Origin of the sequence: Bacillus sp. (in: firmicutes) (assembly GCA_012842745.1) — a bacterium.
Lineage (GTDB): Bacteria > Bacillota > Bacilli > Bacillales > Bacillaceae_J > Schinkia.
In genome coordinates this window covers 1-7,191 of record DUSF01000055.1, presented here as the reverse complement: position 1 = coordinate 7,191, position 7,191 = coordinate 1, and the positions used below count along the sequence as shown (strand labels likewise).

The 7,191-nt window shown below is 34.5% G+C and carries 6 protein-coding genes and 2 pseudogenes; 2 read left to right on the top strand and 6 right to left on the bottom strand.

The window, feature by feature from the left end:
• Positions 1-425 (bottom strand): RNA polymerase sigma factor (locus GX497_14975; GenBank protein HHY74493.1); only part of this gene is annotated, 425 nt, incomplete at its 3' end.
• 324 nt (positions 426-749) lie between these two features.
• Here GX497_14975 and GX497_14970 point away from each other — a divergent pair.
• Positions 750-1,025, top strand: a pseudogene (locus GX497_14970) (transposase).
• Positions 1,026-1,121: 96 nt separating this feature from the next.
• Here the strand turns inward: GX497_14970 and GX497_14965 are convergent.
• The 3 genes and pseudogenes from GX497_14965 to GX497_14955 form a co-directional block, all read right to left on the bottom strand.
• Positions 1,122-2,357: a chloride channel protein gene (locus tag GX497_14965; GenBank protein ID HHY74492.1), complete on the bottom strand. Its 1,236-nt coding sequence runs from the start codon at positions 2,355-2,357 to the stop codon at positions 1,122-1,124.
• Between the two features lie 258 nt (positions 2,358-2,615).
• Positions 2,616-3,272, bottom strand: a pseudogene (locus tag GX497_14960) (DUF4372 domain-containing protein).
• A 262-nt stretch (positions 3,273-3,534) separates the two neighbouring features.
• Positions 3,535-4,242 (bottom strand): nucleotidyltransferase domain-containing protein, encoded by a 708-nt coding sequence (locus GX497_14955; GenBank protein HHY74491.1) that lies wholly within the window; start codon positions 4,240-4,242, stop codon positions 3,535-3,537.
• Between the two features lie 546 nt (positions 4,243-4,788).
• Here GX497_14955 and GX497_14950 point away from each other — a divergent pair.
• The gene (locus GX497_14950) at positions 4,789-5,367 is read left to right on the top strand and encodes a DoxX family protein (protein ID HHY74490.1); all 579 of its coding nucleotides are present in this window, start codon (positions 4,789-4,791) and stop codon (positions 5,365-5,367) included.
• Positions 5,368-5,463: 96 nt separating this feature from the next.
• Here the strand turns inward: GX497_14950 and GX497_14945 are convergent, their stop codons facing one another.
• Both GX497_14945 and tnpB read right to left on the bottom strand, forming a co-directional pair.
• Positions 5,464-6,003: a DUF1697 domain-containing protein gene (locus GX497_14945; GenBank protein HHY74489.1), complete on the bottom strand. Its 540-nt coding sequence runs from the start codon at positions 6,001-6,003 to the stop codon at positions 5,464-5,466.
• Positions 6,004-6,175: 172 nt separating this feature from the next.
• Positions 6,176-7,191, bottom strand: a 1,016-nt coding sequence (gene tnpB, locus GX497_14940) for an IS200/IS605 family element transposase accessory protein TnpB (GenBank protein ID HHY74488.1), incomplete at its 5' end; no start/stop codon positions are given.

Sequence of the window (7,191 nt, the reverse complement as noted above, 5' to 3'; positions counted from 1 at the left end):
GTAAGCTGAGATAGTTCCTCGTAACTCTGCCCATTCATAATCCTCCCATATAACAAGGCACGTTCCTTAGGTTTAAGCTTCTGTAACGCACGAAGCGTCTCATCACTCAAACCTTTCTCTTTCTCGGGTAAAACTACTTCACTATGAATTTCATGAAAATATAGGATCTTACGCTTTTTTAGTTGATTTAAACAGCGATTATATGTAATTTTATATAACCATGCAGACAGGTTAACGCCATCAAATGCCGCTCGGTTTTGATAGACTGATAGAAAGACTTCTTGTACAATATTTTCTGCTTCATGGTAATCACATAGAATTGCTGTTGCATAGCGAAGGAGTTTTTCACCATAGAGATTGATTATCTTTTCCAATTCATCTTCTACGCCATTAACAAACCTTTTCCCAATGTCTATTTCCTCCATAGACTCACCTCCCTATTATTTATCAGTCGACTGTACCCTTATAACAGTTCAAAGAGCTGTTTTGTGACATATTTTTTATTTAATCAATATTTTATTAATTAAAAATGAAAGTGGATTATGCAAGTCGATTTTTACCACCAAGATATAGCCAGCCCATGTCGGCGGGTACACTAAAAATAGCCAACCCCTTGATAGTAAAGGGATTAGCTATTAACTTTGATCAAAGCAAAACAGGAAAAATTAGATTTTTTTGTGGTTTTAGAATCACAAAGGCAAATGAATCGCTTTAAGGAACGTGCTGTTATGACACGTCAACGTTAAACTTTTACATCCGATTTTAAACTTCAATTAGTCAAGCTTTATGAGAACGGCAAATTGCGTGCGGATATTGTCAGAGAATATGATATTACTCCTTTGGCTTTAGATCACTGGATTAAAAACCATCGTGAAACGGGTTCTTTCGATGCGAAAGATAATCGAACAGAACAAGAAAATGAACTCATACGTCTTCGCAAAGAAAACCAACGTTTACAAATGGAGAACGTCATTTTAAAGCAAGCCGTAATAACTATGGTACGCGCAAGATCAAGAAAGAATTAGCAAAGTTTCCACTACCAAGGTAGGTTTTACGTCACCCAGTTGTTCAACTTTTCGTTATAATCCAGACTAATTTCGAACCAGCATCTCCAACTAAAATTAAGCAGTTATTTTTTGTGGAAGTTTTTTACTCATTTTACTTAACCAAACAAATAAAACCACAGTGATTAATATAACTGGGGCTAACTCTTTCGGGAAAAATAGCATTAGAGCCAGTCCTACAATTAACGGCATCTTTAAAATAGCGATCGAAGCACTACTACCTATAACAGCTACGATAAAAAGCATATCCAATTGTGGAAAAAAAGTTGCGATAGCGTAGCCTTGTAAAATAGAAGCAAATATAACGGGTAAAACATTTCCACCAACCCAGCCTGACTTTAAACAAAACTCCATAAAAATCAGTTTTAAAACAGAACCCAAAATTAAAGTAGCAATCGAAAGTGTCGGTACTAAACTTGGTAAAGCTAGCATAGAAAGTTGGCCGGAAAAAAGTAGATTAGGAGCAATTAAAGACATCAAACCAATACCAATGCCACCGATAACAGCACTTAAAATTATTTTATCATTGATTTTAGAAAAGAATTTATCCATTGCTTTTTCCATTAGTTCATAAAGTCTACTAAACAAAATACCAAACAAAACCAAAGGAATGAAAAGAAGCAATTCATTCAACCCCCAACTAGTTTCCCCTAACTTTGTCACAAAAGGGGGTTGTTCTGATATTTTAATTAAAAACATAAAGGTCACTATACCATTAACGATAAATAGCATATATAATAAATTCTTAAATAAAATCATTTTTTTCTCTTTAGGAGCCCGATTAGGATTATAAGGAATAAGGTAGTTATGAGGTAACGCTAATTTTTTTAGTCTAATTAACCAAGATTCCTTTTTCCATTCGTTGTAGGAAAAATAAAAGTAACGCATTTTATCTCCCTGCCATATCGATAACGCAATAACAGAATTTAATATGGCTGCTGCAGGACCTACACTTGCACCAAAGGTTAAAATTAAAAAAGCAATTAAAAAATTGAAATATACATATGAATAGTCAATTCTTTGTGTTGTTTTTAATTCTACAATAGCATCATTAGCTACTTTCGGTAAATTCCCCCACTTATACCTGCTAACACCTACTAAAATACCACCAAAAACACTTAAAAAAAATGTATAAATAGAAGGTACTTTTAATTTATTAGATATGTCAGTCCATAAAAAATCCGACAAGCCATTAACTAAAATTAAAAAAACAGAAGAAATAACACCTATTATCCCGCTTAGAATTAAACCATAAACAAGTAATCTGATTATTTTAAAATACTTCTCAGTCAAAATAAAATTCACCTCTTTTCAAATGTAAACTCTCTCTAGCTGCATTAAGTAACTATAGTTATTTGAAATACAAATAATTTTAATAATGTCGATCACTAGTATTGCATAAATATTATTGGAATTTTCAGCAAACAACCTTCTCCGGTTTTGAGCCAAAAAGTCAAAACCTAAAGAAAGGTGGCACTGTCTATTTAGTAAAAATATATATTAAATCAAATAAAATACAAATTGACCATTGCGACAACAATATAGGCAAATTTATGGGCTTGAACGTCCATCAAACTTTCTTACCCAAACATAGGATGGTTTCCAGAGAGCCCTTTTTAACCAACGCGCGATTCGAAGAAGTGATTTTTTACTATTCACCTCTAGCTGAATAAGGACATTTAAGCAGTATGCCATGAGTGCTAGGAAAATTTGATTTTGAATAGCAGTCTCACTCATACCATAAAAGTGCTTAATTTCAACGTGCTGCTTGGTAAACCATTTTATCGGATAAAACGAGACAATCATCGGGAAGTGAAAAAGAATATACTTCACGAATAACTGCATTTTTCTTCAGTCTTGAAACGAAGAAATAACCATCATCAGTCATCCGATCAAACCGTTCATAGTCTACATATCCGTGGTCAAAAACATACATGGCTTCCTTATCGTCTACGATAACTGTGAAGTGCTTATTGATTCAAATCCAAGTACTTTTTGAAGATCTTCATCTAAGAGTGCGTCACTTATTTCTTCTAAGCTTTCGAATTCGTGAAGTTGCGCAACGAGCATAAGTTTTATATAGGCCTCAGTTGTTAGCTTCTTTGTATAGTAATCTTGTTTATGTTCATTAACTTGTTCAGTAAGTTTTTGAATATTAAGGGATGAAACCCATTTACCAAATGATGAAATTAGTGTATTCTTGTCCATATTGGTTATCCTTTACTATTGGATTTGGACAGGAACCACCTGTACTTCCATTGTAAAGGATTTTTTGTTGTTTGGATAACTAATTATTGAATATTGTTAGTATTTTGAATTATATGATTCGATTAATGCAACGCTAGTGAAAGATTATATATACTAAAATAAATCAAGCTGCCTTGTTAATAAATTTAGGTAAAGTAAATATTCCCAATATTTAAAAAGAGCATTAACATTACTATTGCTTCGTACATAAGTAATTTTTTATCTACAAAAAGAATCCTTTATAACCAACAAACAATTCTCCACCATAATTATCAAGTGTAGATTGAATGAATGAAATTAGTTCAGTTTTATCATTTGTATTCATGTACGTTTTTGTATATTCAACTAGTTTATCATACATATCTTTATCATATGATTTAAAGTTTCTAGCAACCCACTTTCCTACACCAACCCAATTGCCATCTGCCCTTAAAATCAGTTCAGTTAACGTATCAATTAACTTATTTAAAATAAAAAAACTTTCTTCAAAGTCTTCTGAACTCCTAAAGTCTGACAATAGATCTGTAATTTGATACCTTGCTTCATTTATTTTGTCCTCATCCCAAAGTTGTGGACCCTGTTCATAAAGTACTTTTGCCCTCCTTTGGAATTCCCTTCCACCCCCTTGTTTATCTTCTATAAGTAGACCTTCGGCACACATTTTAATGATGGTGGGCATCCCTCTATATCTAGCTGTTTGAAATTCAAACTCTAGAGATAAAGCCGTATAAATAAATGCTTCTATTTTCCATCCAAGAAAGTGATAACATTCAAGTCTTGGTGTTTCTGTTTCATCAATTATAATTATGTCAATATCAGATTCTTTTGTTAAATTTCCAAAAACAGCACTTCCACCTATCCAGACTATATCTGATTCAGGATAGTGGGAAACGATAAACTGTTGAGCTATTCGCTTGATCGAGTCTCTCATATGAAACACCTCCCATATTAGGATATTAACGTAAATGATTAGTGTTCCAGAATGTAGGAGCTATCTAAATATTTCCTGACCATTTTTTGATACGGTGGATATGGGTAAGGGTAAGGGTAAGGATATGGTGGTCTTGGAGTTAATAATGCTCCCGCTGCTAATCCAGTAAAAAAAGAAATCCAAATACAAATAGTCTACCTTTACCAAACCCTGGGCGACCAAATCCTAGCCTTGGTAAAAAAACAAAGCCTGACCCAGGGGTCAAAAAATCCCCAGAACCATTCGTTCGAGGGAACATAAATCACATTTATATTTTCACCTAAAAAGCTCTAAACCTGTGCCACCAAGCTATTTCAACTCTATCAACGCCACGCACTCGACGTGGTTTGGATGGTGATGGCAGACATAAAGATGTAGTGGTGTTTATCTGTATATAAAAGAAAAATCCCAAAAATGACACTCTTTTTAATATTTACCATAATATGTATTGTTTTCTTTGGAAGTATAGAAAATTAGAAACACCTTACAAAAGGAGGATTTAAAAAAATGAAAAACCAAACTATCCTTATTCCTGAAAATCCAGTATCTTCATTTTTATTCAACAATACACGGTCTGCTGTCATTTGGCTAATCATCCGATTATATCTAGGCTATGCTTGGATTAGTGCAGGTTGGCATAAAGTAACCGACCCAAATTGGACAGGTGAAAATGCAGGTGCATCTGTAGCAGGTTTTGTACATGGGGCATTAGGAAAAGCGGCGGAAGGAAATGTAACCGGATGGTACGCTTCTTTCTTAGAGAATTTCGTTTTACCGAACGCAACTGCATTCTCTTACTTAGTTGCCTATGGTGAAGTTTTAGTTGGTTTAGGATTAATCGTCGGTCTATTGACAGGTATTGCCGCCTTTTTTGGCTCCTTAATGAATGTAAGCTTCCTCTTTGCAGGAACATTGAGTACAAATCCATTATTATTTATTCTTGCAACATGGTTAGTGTTGGCGTGGAAAGTGGCGGGGTGGTACGGATTAGACCGCTGGATCCTTCCCCGTTTTGGGACACCATGGGATAGAGGGAAAAGTATCGTTATGAAATCCGATACTAATGGCGGAAAATTCAATACTTAATTATATATTTTTTGCCTGTTCGCTAACTCCAAGCATTATTAATGGAAAAAACCTCTGGCCTTACTAACTATTTCTTCTCCAGCAGAGCATTCATTCTTAAGATAAACCCAATTCCAACAGCTTCTTTGTTGTATTGGCATTTCGGATGGTAATATTTTGATACGATTTTTTCCCGACAACCTTTGACCAGCGTGTGCGGGAGAAAGTCTTGAGTGGGGCTGACCAAAATATAATATCTTTAAAAGCATAAACTTGTTCGTATTCGGGCCTTAGTTCACCTACATCTTCAATAACCTCTTTAGAAGTGGTTGGTTGTATTACAAATATCGTATTATGTTTTGAGTTCGGGTCAGTTCCCCACCATGTTGGTGCATGCTCTAATGCTTCCTTTAAAGTATTAACATCTATCAGTGCCAGACTAATAGGAAACCCAAATTCCTTCTCTATGATTTCCTCACATTTTTTAGCAAGCTTTAAGGTGTTTTCTTCTTCGCTATCAAAGATCACATTACCGCTATTAATATAAGTCATAGTATTTTTAAACCCAGCTTTCACGAAACAGGTTTTTAAATCATTCATAGAAATTTTATTTTTTCCACCAACATTTATTCCCCGAAGTAGTGCAATATATCTCATTTCAAAAAGCTCCTTTATTTTTAACAAATCTTTTTGATTAATCCCCTTTTACATTTAAAGAAATTTTAATTTATAATAGTTGAAAAGTGATTATTCAGTTAATCTAGTACTTTGATTTCTCTCACTTGAGCCTTGTGAACTACATCGCCATTGAAATGGCGAGCTTCCGGTTCTACGCTACGAACTGCTGTCCGTTGAACGTGTACACTGTTGGCGTGTCCAACACCACTACTGATTGAACATGTAGTTCTTTCAGATACTTTTTGCTGATGTTAATGGCTCCATTTACATCCGCATTTATGACCACATGACATTCTTTGCATTGGTAAAGCCCCCGATATTTACGATTAGATTTCTCTGCATGTTCTTTAGAGGGCATAGGTTTGCAATTGGAACAAGTTTGGGAAGTATATTCTTCGGTGAGTAACTCTACATGAATACCCTTTTCTTCTGCTTTATAAGTGATCATCTGTATCATTTTGCGAAAAGGTAAGGCATGAAACTTTTGATTTGTAGTCTTACCAAGGCTGTTCTTTTCACGAATTCCTGTAATGTCACCAATCACAATGGTTTCAACGTCTTGTTGGATTGCTAGATCAATCACTTTCTTTGTTATACAATGCAAAATATGAAATGTTTGAGCTTTCTTTTTCTTATATAACTGTAAGACTCTTTTTGGCTTTTTCGGATACTTGATTCCCTTAGCTGATTGTTGAGCGGCAGAAATAGCTTGGTAGTAGGCTATTTTCTTATGAAAATATCGTTCAACAGACAGCCATTGTCGCCCTGATATGATATGAGATTGGCCTTGATAATCATAACAGGTTAAAGCATTTGCAATACCAATATCAATCGACATGAATTTTGTGCTATTCTTTTTAGTCGGTGCTTCTTTATATTCTTGTGCCAGAATAATTTTGTATTCTCCTTTAGCCAATGGCTTCACTTCAACAGTTTTCACTTTACCTATTTCAATGTGATTGGGTATAGGGATATAAACAAACTTTACTTGAATCCCACGCTTTTCACGAAGAAAAGCTTTTTGTTTTGCCGGAATAGATAGCCTTATTCTGTTTCCTTCTATTCGAAAGCCATTATTGAGATACTTTACATTGAAATTCTTTTGTTTAAAACGTGGTGGTTTTGGGTTTTCGATTCCTCCTGTCTTTTTAAGTTCAAAAAAGGATT